The following is a 14,560-nucleotide window of genomic DNA, read 5'->3' as shown; positions in this document are numbered from 1 at the left end:
CTACTTCACGAGTTCTAGGTTGTACAACACCGCGTTGACCATGGCAGCGGCTAAATTACTACCGCCTTTTCTACCAAGAGCGACGATGGCTGGAATATCGCTTTCGTAAAGCGCCTGTTTACTTTCTGCAGCTTCTACGAACCCAACCGGCACACCGATAACAGCATCTGGTTTTAATTTTCCAGCCTTAGTCATCTCTAAGATCTTGTACAGCGCAGTTGGTGCGTTACCGACGACGAAAACCTTCTCCGTCGGGACTTCGGCTGCCACTTCTATGGCCGCCATGGAGCGGGTAATACCGCGTTCCTTTGCCCGAGCAAACACCTCTGGTTCACTGATGTAACAGTGATAGTGACAGCCAATGGCATCCAGCTTACGTTTATTCATCCCAGCAAGCGCCATGGTCGTGTCAGTAAAGATTGTCCCGCCATTTTGCATGACGTGCGCTATTTTGGCGATGGCATCGTGAGTAAATTTCAAGTTCTTGAGGTAGTCAAAATCCGCGGTGGTATGGATCGCCCGTTTGATCGTGGCTTCCTCAATCGCTGAATTAAACGTGTAATTGGGATCAATTTGATCAATTTCGTCTTGAATCATTTCAAAACTTTTATCCGTAATTTGATTTGGAATCGTAATGTAATCACTCATGCAATAAATCCTCCAATGATTAGAAATGCGAAGCGACAGGCACAGACCAGGATCAGACCGATGACCGCCACCAGATAAACAAGTTTAAGTGTGTTTTTAATGGCGCTAAAATCGGCTGCTACAGCATCCTGATTTCCAATAAACGGTTTGTCCACGATTTCGCCGAAGTAGTAGTGTGGTCCGCCTAAACGTAGGTTCAACGCACCGGCCACCACGGACTCGGAAAAACCGCTGTTCGGGCTGCGGTGATGTTCTCGGTCACGCCGGCCGACGATAAACGCATTATGCACATCAAACCGCAGCAGCGCCGTAGCAAGCATCAGCAGACACCATGTGATCCGAGCAGGCAGGTAATTAAACACATCGTCTAACTTGGCAGAAACAAATCCAATGTCGCCATATTGTTCATTCTTATAACCCACCATCGAATCAAGTGTGTTGACTGCCTTGTAGGCCAACCCTAACGCCGGACCACCAATCGCCAGGTAGATCAATGGGGCAATTACGCCGTCACTGGTATTTTCAGCATCCGTTTCGATGGTCGCTTTACAAACGTCTTCAGCAGAAAGCTGGTCCGTATCTCGACCAACGATCATACCCACCTGATAGCGGGCCTTTTTCAAATCGCCCTGCTTGAGACTACGCATAATTTTGCGGCTCTCAATCGATAACCCTTTGATGGAAAGACACGTGTAACACAGGTAAGTCCCAAGGATAAACTGCAACCAGGGCACCGTCCTTGTTAGCCACATCAGCCCAAAGGTGATGCTCCAGGTACCGCCAACGATGATCAGCCACATCAAGCCGCCAAGCAACCTTCTCGTCATCGGCGAAAACGTTGGCTTGTTCCACCACTTGGTCAAGCCCGCAATCGCGTGGCCAATCAGCTTTACCGGGTGCGGCCAAGTCGGCGGATCACCTAAAATCAGATCGAGAATAAAGCCAATGGCAATCATACTAATGACTCGCATGGACACGCGCTCCTAACCGGTCCAGTAATCCGTTGAAAACGGCCTTGCTTTGGTAGAAATGAACGTGCAAGTAACTGGCAAATGTTCGCTGAACCTGATAACCGCCCGTCCATTCATCCGCAACAACACCGTCTCGGACCTTTCTCATACGAAGCACTGGGTCAAGCCCGGCATTCGCCGTAAATACTGAATGGTGAAATTCGTGACCGACAAGCTTAGTTCCAGCCGTTCCAATGATCGTATCAACTACTGGTGACGCCTCGCAGTAACCAAACCGTTTCAGCCGTGGTGTCATTTCACTCTCACCATCCAGCAATCCCAGCATGTCAAACGTCCCGCTGTCGGTGGTCAACCGGTTACCCAAATACATCAAACCACCACATTCGGCATAGATTGGGCGGTTCGCGTGTGAAAAGGCGCGGATGGCCTGCTTCATTGTGGTGTTTGCTGCTAATTCTGCCGCGAATTCTTCCGGATAACCGCCACCCAGATACAACGCATCGATGCCGTCTGGTAACGCTTTATCCGCAATCGGGCTAAACGGTTTAAGCGTCACACCCGCTTCTCTAAGCGCTTCCAAATTATCTTGATAGTAAAAATTAAACGCGTCGTCTTGGGCAATACCCAGTGTTAAGTCAACTTGCTGAGTCACGATTGGGGATGGCAGATGCACGTCCACGCTAGTTCCGGCTAACGCTAGCAGCCGATTCAAATCAATGTGAGCTTTCGTCAGTTTCCCTAACTCAGCGATTTTGGCATCAACCGCTGGCAACTCGTTATCAGGTACCAGCCCTAGCTGCCGCGATGGCAACGATAATTCTTTTTTAAACGGAAGGTAGCCTAGCACCGGAACGTTCTTCACGTAACGCGTAATAGCACCCTTGATAAGTTCAAAGTGATTTTGACTCATGACGTTATTGACCACGATACCAACGATTGAAACAGCCGGATCAAATTCGACAAAACCCTTTACGATAGCTGCAATGGACGTTGACGCTGAACGGCCATTAACCACCAGCACAACAGGAATGTTGAGCATTTTTGCAATACTAGCCGAAGAATGAGCATCCTTATCCGTACCCAGCCCATCGTAGAGTCCCATCACCCCTTCGACGAGTCCCAGATCAACGTCGCTGGTATCACGTTCAAAGAGGTATGTCAGCGAATGCACATCTGGTACTAAAAAACTGTCAATGTTACGTGATTGTCGGCCCGTGATCCGCGAGTGAAATTTAGTGTCAACGTAATCGGGACCAATCTTATAAGGCTGGATCCGCAACGTGTCGCTCAAGGCTGATAAAATACCCAGCGTTACACTGGTTTTACCTGAGCCACTCGTTGCCCCGGCAATCATTAACTTCTTCATCTAACCACCCCTTGATATTTACTGTGACAACGCTTGTAAAGCGGCGATCAACTGTTTGTTTTCAGCGTGCCCGCGTACCGCTACCCGGTAATAATCCGGACTTAAGGCCACGTAATCAGAACAATCGCGAATCATGATACCTCGTTCCCACAGTCGCTCACGTAATTTAGGAATGTCACTCTTTAATAAGTAATAGTTCGTAACTGACGGAAAAACGGTCAGGTAACTCACCGTCTGCAGCGCCTGATACAGATATGGTTTTTCAGCTCTTAACCAATCGTAGGTACGTTTGATATAGTCCGTGTCTTCATACATATGTTCACCGAACCGGGCAGCCATGGTGTTCACCGACCATGGTTCTTGCGTCGCAGTCAATTGTTCTTTTAGCTGTTCATTTCGCGTCAATGCAAACCCAAGCCGTAGACCCGGAATCGCAAAAAACTTGGTTGCTGACCGCAGAATAATCACGGGATCCGTTGGTTTCATCAACGAAACATAACTCAGCGCATCATGGTCGATCAGGTCCATAAAGGCCTCATCGAGAATCAGCCAAACGTTGTGTGCCATACAATAATCTGCTAACTGCTGAACATCAGCTGGCTTAACAACTTGACCACTAGGATTATTGGGATTACACAAACAAATTAGATCAATGTCCGGGTGCGTCTCCAGATGGGTCAGCAGCTGATGAACCGGTACCTGGAAATCATTTGCCGGTGTCAGTTCAAAATGTGAAACCGTGGTTCCTGCCCGCGTCAGTGAACGTTCATACTCGCCAAACGTCGGTGCCAGCACCAAGGCGTGTTTCGAGTGCAAGGCAGTGGCGGTATCAAAAATCATTTGAACCGCACCGTTTCCGACGAAAACATCCTCAGCCGATAAATTGAAGTGGCTGCCAATCGCCTGACGCAATTCTGGATACTGCGGATTGGGATAGTAGATCACTTCGTCCACCGCATCCGTAATCACCTGTTTCAGTCGTGGTGACAACCCTAGTGGATTAATGTTGGCGCTAAAGTCCACTAGCTGGTCTTCTGAAATTCCAATCTGTTGTGCAATTAATTCGCGATTACCACCGTGTGTCACTTTCATGCTAATTACTCCTTAAGAAGCTGGCATGCTTCATATTCTTTGGCAAAAAGGCATAGATAATCTCTCCAATAACAATATTGACGATAGTTGCCATCGTTAATGGAACAAACAGTGCGAAGATGGCACCCTTTAATAACGGATATAGCAACGGGACTTCCAGTGGGGTGTTAATGATGTACCCTACAATATCGGAAATCAAAATGATACCAAACTTATCTTTACCGAATCGTTGGCGAATCCAGCCGAAAACAAACATGCAGACCCCCATCATGAGTCCAATGATGAGATGAATGGGTAAGGTTAACGGAAAACCAGCCATGGCAGCTGAGGTCAAGTGACCAAAGACGCCTAAAAACGCACCAAACCAAGGCCCTAGCAAAATAGCACCGAGAAATGCTGGCATAGAATCAAACGCAATCGATCCCATAATCTTAATATTTGCCCCAACGACACAAAGGGCCAGTAACATGGCTGCTAAAACAATTCTTTTTAATCTGGCTGAATCACCCATATGACTATATAACCTCTCTTTCGTATATATCGGAATGATAGCAATGTTGGCGCTTACATAATCTGATATTCGGTTCTCATTAAAAATATAAAAGCTTACCTCCCCCATTTCAACGGCTTGTGATTCAACTAACAATTTATTTGCGGTGATTTGACTATCTCTTCAAAATAGTACTAATTTATTTGTTAATAGCAAAATATCGCATGATATTTTTGCACATTACAATAATTAAATCGCTGATATCATTGGGTTATTAGCTATCATCCATTTTTAGTGGTCGTTTCTTGAATATGATTTCATAACAAATTCTCGTCAGAATAATATTATTTTGGCGTCATCTTGAATTGACTGCCACTATTTTGCTATAAGCCTTTATTTTTCAGCTTTTTATCCTTTAAACACCGTGATATCAGCCTTTATTAAGATTAACGGTCACGCAACTCTTTTAAGCTTTATTATGTATAATGATGGAGGAACGTAAATTCATCCTAATATTTCAGGAGGTTGGTTATGAAAATTTACACGAAAAAAGGCGACAAGGGACAGACCCGGATCATTGGCAAAAAGATCGTCGATAAAGACGATGCGCGGGTTGAATCCTATGGCACCGTCGATGAGCTCAATTCATGGGTTGGTTACACGATCTCAGTGCTTACGCCAGAAACAGCCGTTTTAAAAGCCGAGTTGGAAGAAATTCAACAGTTGCTGTTTGATGCTGGCACTGATTTGGCCACTCTAAACGACGACCCTAAACGAGACTTCATCTTTAACGCAGACGCCGTAAAATGGCTTGAAGGTAAAATCGACACTTATACCGAAGCCGTACCACCTGTTCAGAAATTCATTCTGCCAGGAGGCAACCAGCCAGCTTCAGCATTGCACGTCGCCCGAACCATCACACGTCGCGCTGAACGCAACATCGTGACGCTCCAAGGTGAAGACGACATTAATAAGGACGTGCTGGTCTTCATTAACCGACTATCTGATTACTTCTTCGCTGCTGCCCGCTACGCAAACATGCTTGGCAAGAACGAGGATATTTTATACCGGAATAGCAAACCCGTCTTTCGGTAAACCATGTCTGTTAAAAAGCGACTTATCACGAAATCTAATTAGATTTCTCGATAAGTCGCTTTTTTCTGTGAATAATTAATGCTCACCAAACTCATAACAGATAATCGGAGTGGAATCCATGTTGGGATCATTGCGTATCCTGACCTTAGTGTTGAAAGTAAATGCGCCATTAGCATCAATTTCGTACATATCAGGTGTATTTGAAACATCAATAGGCATATTTTTATTGTGATGCTGTAATCGCGATTACAGTGACCATTCTAGTAAGGTTGATGTTGCCCGTGTCCCAGGTTTGTTGCAACCTGTGGATATAAAAAACGGCCTTACCACGATTGAATTTCGCAGTAAAGCCGCATAAACACTACTAATCAAACTGAAAGGATTAACCTAAACTGTGTTCATTTCCAGATTGCACAACGGACTGGTTCACGTGCACCGTACTTTCAGTATTGGCCTCGTTCATCCGTTCAAACACCGCTTCCTGATGTTGCTCAGCCTTTACGACTGCGTCATCCTTTGCTTTCAAGTTAAACACTTTCCAGATAATCAAGGCAGCTGACCAAGTAATTACAAATAAAATCACCAGGAGAATTCCGAGAATATTAAAATTCAGTGACTGAGCAAATTTAATCACCGGATTATGCCAATTTAAGTACCCACCAATTGCCTGCAGCACGTCCACAATACCAACGAAGAACGCTGCGGTGACCGATAATCCCGTCAGTGCAAGATTGTAATAGACTTTACGGAATGGTGAGGAGAATACCCAGCTGTACGCGGTGCTCATAAACAGGCCATCGCACGTATCCATCAGGCACATGCCCGAAGTAAATAGGATTGGGAATGAGAATACCGCGAACCACGGAATCCCTTTACTAGTTGCAACAGCCGATGTAGCAAGCACGGCAATTTGGGTGGCGGTATCAAAGCCAAGCCCAAACAAAAAGCCAACGCAAACCACTTGCCAGTTATGCTTAATGATGTTGAGCATCTTCTTAAAAGTCCTGAAGATCCGCGTATCAGTGGACGCATGTGCAGTGGAGAAATCGCCGTTGCTGATTGCTTTAAATGATTTCCAGATGCCAACCAAGATAATTAAATTAATCGTTCCAAGTAGTAACAGCATAAAACCAGCAAAAAGTGTTCCTAATACCCCACCGATATTCTGAAACGTCGGTAGTTGTTTCTTAGACCATTCAACGAAAAAGATCGTCAGCAAGGCCATAATCACGACCACTAATGAATGTCCCAGTGAAAAATAGAAGCCGACGCCGTGGGTGTTTTTACCATCGTTAATAAGTTTACGCGTCATGTTATCAATGGCGGTAATGTGATCCACATCAAAGGCATGCTGCAGACCAAAAGTAAACGATAGAAACGCCATGGCTAATAAGGATGGATAGCGGCTCAGATACATGAAGACGAGTCCCCACCCGACCACAAATAGAACAATAACGTAACCGCCGAACTTCAATAAATCTGGCTTTAATGGGTAATGAGTCCTTTTTGATTCCAATTGTAAAACCTCCGTGGTGGCCGACAACGTTAGGTGGTAACAGGGTACCTTGATTCTGTGACTAACAATGTCGTTGCCAGTAGTTTGGCTCATTTTGAAATGCTGTTTAGTAATTCACAAACCAATAAAAAAGTCATTATTAACACGAGCCTTTCGAACACACTCAATATACCATCGGCAATCCCAATTATTTTGTACCGTTTGACTTTCCCAGTCATACCGGCAATGTGTGACATTTTTAGCGTCATTCGATAAAGCGCTTTCAACCGTCAAATCAATCAATACCCATGATTAGTTACAAGTAATATGATTATATTGCGTTTTTATCGACAAAATTATCATTATTTCAGGGTAATTATTTGTTAAAGCATAAAATAAAACAACATTACTCAGTTTTCCGTACCCCTTGTTTCCCTTTATAAGATGGCGTACAAAAGGCTGCCAAATGCCATTTTAACAACAATTACACCGTTTTTAGCAAACGTTTTAAGTCCCGTTCCGCTAAAGTTTCATCGCCAATCAACACGATAATAATTTCACGATTACCGTTTTTAGAGAAAATTCTGTTTTATTTTGCACTAAAAAAGCCACCACAACGCTGAATCGAATCATCGTTATGACAGCTTCTTATATTGATACTATCATTCTAGCGTTTATTTAATTACTGAACCATGTCCGCATAATTCTTATACGTCTTAAAAAACGATTCTGCGTAACTACATTTAGGAATGATCTTAAGCTGGTAAGCTTTCGCCATGGCGATGACTTTGAGAACCAGTTGCTTTGCGATACCCTTTCCCCGTAATTCAGGCTGAACAGTGGTACTCGTGATGGTCAACGCGCCCGGTGTATCAAAGGTAAACTTAATCTCAGCTACCACCTCACCAGCATCATTTTTATGGTAGTAATGCCCATTACCAAGTGTTAGCGACAGTGGATCGGTGCTATCGTCTAAAAATTCGCCAACGCTCGATGACAGTGACGTGACGTAAAGCAACTTAACAAATGCATCGATGGCGGACTGCAAAAACCCAATCGTTCCTTCATTTTTTATCATGTCATGCTCATCAAACATGGTATCAGTGTGTGCAAGGTACACCTCTGGTCGCTGGACTGGAATAATGTTCAGTGTGGTAAAGGTTTGCCGCAGATGATGGTTCGCACCATATCCACCCGCGTTGCCAATAGAATCCGAAACGACCAAAGCAACTCGACCGCCAAAGTGGTTCGTCGGCCGTGAACCAATATCCATGGCATTTTTTAAGGCGCCTGGAATCGAACGATTATACTCCGGCGTAACGATCAGTAATCCATCTAGCGTATCTAACTGATTTCTGAAACGATTCCACTCCGGCACACCATTTGGATCAAGATCATCGTTAAATAATGGCAGTACACCTATGTCTAAAAACTCTGCTTCAATGTTACTCGGTAGTAGTGATACTAAGACTTTAGCAATCTTTTTTGAATATGACCCCTTACGTAAACTACCAACAAATACCCCTATTTTTTTCAAGAAAACCACCTCAAAAATATCTATAGATTGACAATCTGCGTCTAACACATTAATTGTAAGCACTTACATTATATGACGTGATGCGCCAAAAAGCTCGTATATGAGCAAGTTGGATATAATAAGATTATTTTTTCAAAATAGTCTTATTCATCATTACGCCTATCAGACAGCGCATTATGGTACAACCACTTAATATTGTTGATTATAGGACCATACATAGGACTGGCCATTAGCAGCATCAACGCTTATCTTGGTCACGCTGGTATTACCAGGCTCTGGTAAGGCCATTAGATTAGCTGGCTGTAAAATCGCCATGGCAGCCGCCTTGATCGTAAAGCCATGGGTAACCACGATAATGGCTTGGTCAGGATACTTGCCTGCAAATTCCGTCATAAATGACTTGGCACGATCAGTTATCGTTTCAAAGGATTCACCATGCGCAAGACTCGCGTACGTTGGCAACACATCATGAAGACTGTGATCGAACACATCAGGATATTGTTCCTCCAAGTCGCGGTTTTTTTGACCATCCCAGTCACCGTAGGAAATTTCCAACAAGCGATCATCATAACTGATTGGTAATTGCGCGTTTTCATTCAAAATAGCAGCCGTCTGTCTGGTCCGGTTCAGCGGGCTGACTACCAACTGGTCGGCAAAACTAATATCAAACTGATCACGTAAATTTGCTGCCTGACCCAAACCCACTTCGTTTAAGTGAGTCATTTCCGTATCCATCGTCCCCTGTTTTAACCCTTGCACATTCGCCGACGTTTGGCCGTGACGAATGAAATAAAAGTCTGTCATAGTGCGCCTCCGTTCTTCTTATTCTGCCATTATTATGACATATTATTTCAAACACGTCTGCAAAATATTAATTAAAGAAAGCGACAAAATGATCATAAGGACCGTATGCGATCATGTGTCTGCTGACACACCTTGTTTACTATTACCATCCGCGCTACACCACAATCTTTCAAATTTTGTCGACTGCTAACTAAACAAGATAAGCGCTTGAATATGTGCATTACATCACTTAGAATGAAAGGATAAACAATTAATGAAAGCGGATACAGAGGTCCTAGAATGTTAGCACTGATTATTACGGGGATAGTGTCATTTATAAGCTCAGACTTGGACGACATTGTGGTTCTAACACTCCTCTTTACTCAAGCAGAAAAGTATCAAAAATATCAAATTGTTTTGGGGCAATTATTGGGTATTGGCGGTCTGGTCGTTTTCAGTCTGCTAATTGATTATGGCCTCAGTTTCTTAATCAGTGGGTTGCTGAAATGGATGGGCTTCTTACCGATTTTCTTGGGGATTAAGTACTGGTTTGACTACTATTTTCGTAGTAAAACCGATAATAGCAGCTTACCTCGATCAATCAAATATAACCAATCAGCTATCATTAAGATTCTGAGTATCTGCCTGCTGACGATTTCAAACGGGGCTGATAATATTGGCATCTACGTCCCGTTATTTTCTCAGTATAACCAAACTGAAACGATTCTAATTATCGTTGTTTATGCTATTATGACGCTAGTTTGGTGTTTTATCGGCTATAAACTGGCTAATTTACCCGTGTTAAAGGAAAAAATCGAGGAATACCGGAAATGGGTCATTCCACTCATTTTCATTGCGCTAGGAATCTACATCCTCATTAAAAATAACGCGTTTTAAACGCCTATCTCTCAAATAACTCATTAATTATGGAGGCCTTTTATATGAAAAGGGCAATGTTCATTGGCCCAATCGGCTGTGGCAAGACCACACTGATTCAGCGGCTAAACGAAATGGAAATCAAGTACAACAAAACGCAGACTATCGAGTACTACAACGATATCATTGATACCCCTGGGGAGTACGTGGAGCACCGTTTCATGTACTCAAACTTGATGACTTCAGCCATCGGAGCTGATATTATTGTCTTAATGCAGAGTGCCACTGATCCTCGGGTGATCCTGCCCACTGGCTTTAGTTCCATGTTCAGCAGCCCAACCATCGGCATCGTCACTAAGACTGATGTGGCAACCGATAAAGACGTGGCCATCGTTAAGGACCGTTTAAACGATGCCGGTGCTGACCCGATCATCTCCATATCGTCTTACACGGATACCAACATCGATAAGGTATCTGCGTTACTCAAATAGCACAAGCAGATCACTAAAATCACTATACTGATAATAAGAGGTAACCTATTTATGAACGCACACGTTGTATACGCAAGCATTACTGGCAATAACGAAGACATTGCCGACATCATTTCAGACCAACTCAAAAAACACGGGGTTGAAGTCGATGAGACCGAAATTTCTCAAACGGACGCCGACGAACTCCTGGACGCAGACATTTGTGTCGTTTGTCCTTATACCTACGATGAAGGCGCCCTCCCTGAAGAAGGCATGGACTTCTATGACGATCTAAAGGAGCTGGACCTTACAGGTAAAATTTACGGGGTTGCCGGCTCTGGTGATGTATTTTACGGTGATGACTTTAACAAGGCAGTTGATGCCTACGGTGAAGCATTTAAGACTGCTCACGCTACCCAGGGTGCCGAAAACGTCAAGATCGACCTGGAACCGGTTGAAGAAGACATGGAGACATTAGCGAAATTTACGGATGCGTTGGTTAATGCTGCTGGGAAATAAGCGTTACCTTCTAGGTATTGGTAAAAATTTTATCTCGTTTCTTAACTGAAATACCACTGATATTTGTTTTTGTTCAATACTTCTATCTAGCCTAAACCTGTTCTACAACTCAGATTTCGGCCATTTACACAAATAAGGCGTATTCCGACAAAGTTCGGAACACGCCTTATTTGTGTTAAATTCTGGAATCTACCGAGTTGTATCACACGCTTATTGCCGTTCATCCACAATTTCCACGTTTTGATCGATTTCTTCACTATCATCCGCTAAAATCAAAGTCTGATATTTCGGTTGCAGTTTCAAAGTCATTTGATCACTCAAAAAACGACCGGAATAACTTTTGATGTACATCGGCTGCAGATTGGTTTCAATCTCCTCATCATAATCTTTAAACGGCTGACTGTCATTGATCAGTACCAGCTGAAAGGAAACTTGCAGGGCCACCAAACCATGGTGAGAATAGGGACCAACACCATCGTCATAACTCAACAAGAGTCGGGTATCATCTTTCAAATAGGGTTTGATCTTCTCAATTGCTTCTGGTGACAGGGTTAAATGACGTGTCATTTTCATCGCTTCTTTCGGTTAATTTTGGCTTTATTATGAAAGTTGTCATCACAAATTACAATTAATCTGTTTCAGATTCGCATCACGTTAAATGTAACCGTTTTATTTCCCTTGTGAATTTGTGGTAGAATTGCTTTAATTACCGATTGTTGGAGGTCACAATATGAGCAAAAATCAGTTAACCTGTCACGAAACATTAACCACTACAAGTCACCGCGTATTTAGTTCCGATTTAAACGAACACAACACCGTGTTTGGCGGTCGCATTTTATCCCTCGTGGATGATACCAGCTCAATTGCAGCTTCCAAGGCTGTCCGCCAGGTCCAAGTCACTGCTACCATGGATCACATGAACTTTATTGCGCCCTTTATCATGCAGGATGCCATGCTGATTGAATCCTACGTCACTGGTACCAGTCACCGCTCATTGGAAGTCTTCGTTAAGGGTCTCGGTGAACACTTGCTGACCGGTGAGCGCTTCGTGGGCTTCACCTGTTTTGTCACCTTCGTCACGGTAGCTAATCCGGCTAATCCACCGTTACCTCAAATCGTTCCAGAAACGGATGAAGAAAAGTTTATTTGCAGCGGGTATGCTGATCGTTTGGCAGAACGTAAACGTGACCGGGAGTACCAAAAAGCGTTATTTAAACATCTGAATTTAGAGTAGCAAAAAGACTGAATCCTCGCAGACTAGCGAAGGTTCAGCCTTTTTTTATGGGCTAACTATTAATGAATTTTAGCAATTCTGCCCCGTTCAATATACACACTCAGAATCGCAATATCAGCTGGGTTGACCCCACTGATCCGCGTTGCTTGAGCAATGGTTTCTGGGCGAATTTTATCCAATTTCTGGTGAGCCTCTGTCGCTAAACCATCGATAGCATCAAAGTCGATGTCATCCGGAATCTTTTTGGCTTCCATCTTCTTCATCTTAGCCACATTTTCTTCGGCTTTCTTGATGTAACCAGCGTACTTGATCCGAATCTCGATTTCCTCGATAACTCGGCGATCTAACGGCTGTTCAGATGCTGGAATAAACCGCAGCAGGTCTTTATAAGTGACCCGTGGCCGGCGTAAGAACTCAGCAGCCAAAACACCATCTTTCAGTGGCTTTTCGTTATGTGATTCAACGTAGGCGTTCACTTCTGCAGACGGCTTGACCCGAACAGTGTTCAACCGTTCAATTTCATCTTCAACGGCTTTACGCTTAGCTAAAAAGTTATTGTACCGGTCATCAGAAATGAGTCCCAGTTCATGGCCTTTAGGTGTAAGACGCAGGTCAGCATTATCGTGACGCAAAATCAACCGGTATTCAGCACGACTCGTCAACAGACGATAAGGTTCGTTGGTACCCTTAGTGACCAAATCATCGATCATAACGCCAATATAACCTTCTGAACGCTTCATGACGTAAGGTTCCTTACCCAGCGCACGCAATCCAGCGTTAATACCAGCCATGATACCTTGTCCAGCAGCTTCTTCGTAACCAGAAGTGCCGTTGGTTTGACCAGCGGTGTACAAGTTTTTAACGATTTTGGTCTCTAGTGTTGGCCGCAATTGATATGGCGAAACAACGTCATATTCAATGGCGTAACCTGGACGCATTAACTCAGCGTTTTCCAAACCTTTAATGGAATGGAGAATCTTTTGCTGAACCTCTTCCGGCATTGAAGTGGACAGTCCTTGAACGTACCACTCATCCGTATTGCGGCCCTCTGGTTCCAAGAACAGCTGGTGACGACTCTTGTCCGCAAAACGCACGATCTTGTCTTCAATTGAAGGACAATAACGTGGACCCACACCTTCAATAACACCCGTAAACATTGGCGCACGATCAAGGTTGGCCCGAATAATCTTATGGGTGGTTTCGTTGGTATAAGTTAACCAGCAAGACAATTGGTTTTTAAGTTCCAGGTAGTTTTCGTCAGGAGTTTCGTAACTGAAGTGGTTAGGTTCTTTATCCCCTGGCTGTTCTAGCGTTTCGTCATAGTTGATCGTATTGCCATCAACTCGTGGCGGTGTCCCCGTCTTAAACCGCTTCAGCTCTAAACCGTATTTTTCAAGGTTCTTAGTGAGTTTCATCGCTGGTTGAGAGTTGTTAGGGCCAGACGAGTACATGAGCTCACCGATGATAATTTTGCCCCGTGCGGCTGTTCCGGCAGCAATCACCACCGTCTTAGAACTGTAATGCGCACCCGTATTCGTGATGACACCCTTGCAAACACCATCTTCAACGATCAAATCATCGACGATCCCTTGTCGTAAGGTTAAGTTAGGTTCTTTTTCCAAGGTATGCTTCATCTCAGCGTGGTAAGCGTGCTTATCTGCTTGGGCACGTAAAGCCCGCACAGCTGGCCCCTTACCCGTGTTGAGCATCCGCATCTGAACGTAAGTTTTATCAATGTTCTTGGCCATTTCACCGCCAAGTGCGTCAATTTCACGCACAACGATTCCCTTAGCCGGACCACCAACTGATGGATTACATGGCATAAAGGCCACCATATCCAAGTTGATCGTCATCAATAAGGTCTTATTTCCCATCCGTGCAGCTGCCAGTGCTGCTTCTACTCCGGCATGGCCGGCACCAACGACAATGACGTCAAAGTCTTTGCCTTGATAGGCTTGAATCTCAGGCATGTTGTTTCCTCCTA

Annotated in this window: 15 protein-coding genes; 5 read left to right on the top strand and 10 right to left on the bottom strand. The window is 44.2% G+C overall.

Annotation, left to right across the window (positions count from 1 at the left end; translation table 11 throughout):
- From AC6H04_RS00760 to AC6H04_RS00740, 5 genes are read right to left on the bottom strand one after another with little or no spacing between them, the layout of a single operon-like run.
- Positions 1-648 carry a cobalt-precorrin-8 methylmutase gene (locus tag AC6H04_RS00760; protein WP_497569869.1) on the bottom strand — a complete coding sequence of 216 codons (648 nt, stop codon included), beginning with the start codon at positions 646-648 and terminating at the stop codon, positions 1-3.
- Positions 645-1,619 carry an adenosylcobinamide-phosphate synthase CbiB gene (gene cbiB / locus AC6H04_RS00755; RefSeq protein ID WP_497569868.1) on the bottom strand — a complete coding sequence of 325 codons (975 nt, stop codon included), beginning with the start codon at positions 1,617-1,619 and terminating at the stop codon, positions 645-647. The genes AC6H04_RS00760 and cbiB overlap by 4 nt, the downstream gene beginning before the upstream one ends.
- Entirely contained in the window at positions 1,606-2,985 is a 1,380-nt protein-coding gene (locus AC6H04_RS00750; RefSeq protein WP_497569867.1) for a cobyrinic acid a,c-diamide synthase CobB, read from the bottom strand. The genes cbiB and AC6H04_RS00750 overlap by 14 nt, the downstream gene beginning before the upstream one ends.
- An 18-nt stretch (positions 2,986-3,003) precedes the next feature.
- Positions 3,004-4,077: a threonine-phosphate decarboxylase CobD gene (cobD, locus tag AC6H04_RS00745; protein ID WP_497569866.1), complete on the bottom strand. Its 1,074-nt coding sequence runs from the start codon at positions 4,075-4,077 to the stop codon at positions 3,004-3,006.
- A 1-nt stretch (position 4,078) separates the two neighbouring features.
- Positions 4,079-4,588 (bottom strand): ECF transporter S component, encoded by a 510-nt coding sequence (locus tag AC6H04_RS00740; protein WP_497569865.1) that lies wholly within the window; start codon positions 4,586-4,588, stop codon positions 4,079-4,081.
- 510 nt (positions 4,589-5,098) lie between these two features.
- On the opposite strand from AC6H04_RS00740, the gene AC6H04_RS00735 reads away from it, so the two are divergent.
- Positions 5,099-5,662 (top strand): cob(I)yrinic acid a,c-diamide adenosyltransferase, encoded by a 564-nt coding sequence (locus AC6H04_RS00735; protein ID WP_497569864.1) that lies wholly within the window; start codon positions 5,099-5,101, stop codon positions 5,660-5,662.
- A 382-nt stretch (positions 5,663-6,044) separates the two neighbouring features.
- Here AC6H04_RS00735 and AC6H04_RS00730 read toward each other — a convergent pair whose 3' ends face one another.
- From AC6H04_RS00730 to AC6H04_RS00720, 3 genes are all read right to left on the bottom strand, one after another.
- Positions 6,045-7,178 (bottom strand): HoxN/HupN/NixA family nickel/cobalt transporter, encoded by a 1,134-nt coding sequence (locus tag AC6H04_RS00730; RefSeq protein ID WP_497569863.1) that lies wholly within the window; start codon positions 7,176-7,178, stop codon positions 6,045-6,047.
- 661 nt (positions 7,179-7,839) lie between these two features.
- Complete coding sequence (locus AC6H04_RS00725; protein ID WP_497569862.1) at positions 7,840-8,694, bottom strand: GNAT family N-acetyltransferase; 855 nt, start codon at positions 8,692-8,694, stop codon at positions 7,840-7,842.
- A gap of 189 nt (positions 8,695-8,883) precedes the next feature.
- Complete coding sequence (locus AC6H04_RS00720; protein ID WP_497569861.1) at positions 8,884-9,498, bottom strand: histidine phosphatase family protein; 615 nt, start codon at positions 9,496-9,498, stop codon at positions 8,884-8,886.
- A 279-nt stretch (positions 9,499-9,777) separates the two neighbouring features.
- Here AC6H04_RS00720 and AC6H04_RS00715 point away from each other — a divergent pair, with 279 nt between their 5' ends.
- Genes AC6H04_RS00715 through AC6H04_RS00705 form a run of 3 tightly spaced genes read left to right on the top strand, consistent with a single transcriptional unit; the run spans position 9,778 to position 11,342 of the window.
- The gene (locus AC6H04_RS00715) at positions 9,778-10,374 is read left to right on the top strand and encodes a cadmium resistance transporter (RefSeq protein WP_497569860.1); all 597 of its coding nucleotides are present in this window, start codon (positions 9,778-9,780) and stop codon (positions 10,372-10,374) included.
- 44 nt (positions 10,375-10,418) lie between these two features.
- Positions 10,419-10,844: a EutP/PduV family microcompartment system protein gene (locus tag AC6H04_RS00710; RefSeq protein WP_497569859.1), complete on the top strand. Its 426-nt coding sequence runs from the start codon at positions 10,419-10,421 to the stop codon at positions 10,842-10,844.
- Positions 10,845-10,895: 51 nt separating this feature from the next.
- Complete coding sequence (locus AC6H04_RS00705; RefSeq protein WP_497569858.1) at positions 10,896-11,342, top strand: flavodoxin; 447 nt, start codon at positions 10,896-10,898, stop codon at positions 11,340-11,342.
- 210 nt (positions 11,343-11,552) lie between these two features.
- Here the strand turns inward: AC6H04_RS00705 and AC6H04_RS00700 are convergent, their stop codons facing one another.
- A complete protein-coding gene (locus AC6H04_RS00700) occupies positions 11,553-11,909 on the bottom strand; it encodes an iron-sulfur cluster biosynthesis family protein (RefSeq protein WP_098823533.1) in 357 nt (118 codons plus the stop codon).
- 163 nt (positions 11,910-12,072) lie between these two features.
- Here AC6H04_RS00700 and AC6H04_RS00695 point away from each other — a divergent pair, with 163 nt between their 5' ends.
- Positions 12,073-12,576 (top strand): acyl-CoA thioesterase, encoded by a 504-nt coding sequence (locus AC6H04_RS00695; protein WP_497569857.1) that lies wholly within the window; start codon positions 12,073-12,075, stop codon positions 12,574-12,576.
- A gap of 59 nt (positions 12,577-12,635) precedes the next feature.
- Here the strand turns inward: AC6H04_RS00695 and mnmG are convergent, their stop codons facing one another.
- Positions 12,636-14,546, bottom strand: a complete 1,911-nt coding sequence (mnmG, locus tag AC6H04_RS00690) for a tRNA uridine-5-carboxymethylaminomethyl(34) synthesis enzyme MnmG (protein WP_497569856.1) — start codon at positions 14,544-14,546, stop codon at positions 12,636-12,638.
- Positions 14,547-14,560 lie beyond the last annotated feature (14 nt).

It is taken from the genome of Secundilactobacillus sp. MJ173, from assembly GCF_059704265.1.
This window is presented reverse-complemented; position numbering and strand designations above follow the sequence as displayed.